This is a genomic window from Paraliobacillus sp. X-1268, from assembly GCF_003426095.1.
Lineage (GTDB): Bacteria > Bacillota > Bacilli > Bacillales > Amphibacillaceae > Paraliobacillus_A > Paraliobacillus_A zengyii.
Genome location: NZ_QJSK01000050.1, coordinates 1 through 719, shown reverse-complemented (window position 1 = coordinate 719; position 719 = coordinate 1). Strand labels below are relative to the sequence as shown.

General features: G+C 46.5%; 2 tRNA genes and 1 rRNA gene. All 3 read left to right on the top strand.

Features of this window, described 5'->3' with window-relative positions:
• A 16S ribosomal RNA gene (locus D2K62_RS18650) occupies window positions 1-117 on the top strand; the annotation flags it as partial.
• Window positions 118-363: 246 nt separating this feature from the next.
• A tRNA-Ile gene (locus D2K62_RS18645) sits at window positions 364-440 on the top strand.
• A gap of 16 nt (window positions 441-456) precedes the next feature.
• Window positions 457-532 (top strand) — tRNA-Ala (locus tag D2K62_RS18640).
• The last annotated feature ends 187 nt before the right edge of the window (window positions 533-719 follow it).

The following is a 719-nucleotide window of genomic DNA, read 5'->3' as shown; positions in this document are numbered from 1 at the left end:
ACCCGAAGTCGGTGAGGTAACCTTTACAGGAACCAGCCGCCGAAGGTGGGGCCAATGATTGGGGTGAAGTCGTAACAAGGTAGCCGTATCGGAAGGTGCGGCTGGATCACCTCCTTTCTAAGGATAAATGAAAAGCGTAAGCACGCGTTTAACGACGTATGAACTGGACTGAACCGAAGGAGATAAAGAAAACACAACGAACGAAAGTGAGTTGATGTTGCCTTATCGTACGGAGGAGAAGGAAGTTTACTAGTCGTTGCGTGCTAGAAGCTGGACATAATAGGAAAACATACTGTGTGGTTTGGTTCAGTTTTGAGAGATCAATTATTGATCCCTCCGTAACTCTTAATTTTACATTAGAATGGGCCTGTAGCTCAGCTGGTTAGAGCGCACGCCTGATAAGCGTGAGGTCGGTGGTTCGAGTCCACTCAGGCCCACCATTCTACTACAAATTATGGGGCCTTAGCTCAGCTGGGAGAGCGCCTGCCTTGCACGCAGGAGGTCAGCGGTTCGATCCCGCTAGGCTCCACCATTCAAATTATGTACCTTGAAAACTAGATAAGAAGTTAGGAAGCGAGAAGGATTGTACTTTGTACAAAACAGAACGTGAGCCTAACATATGACAAGACATCATATCAAAGTAAGAAGAACCAAACGCTTTTATTAACTAATATAGTTAAGTAAGAAAGGGCGCACGGTGGATGCCTTGGCACTAGGAG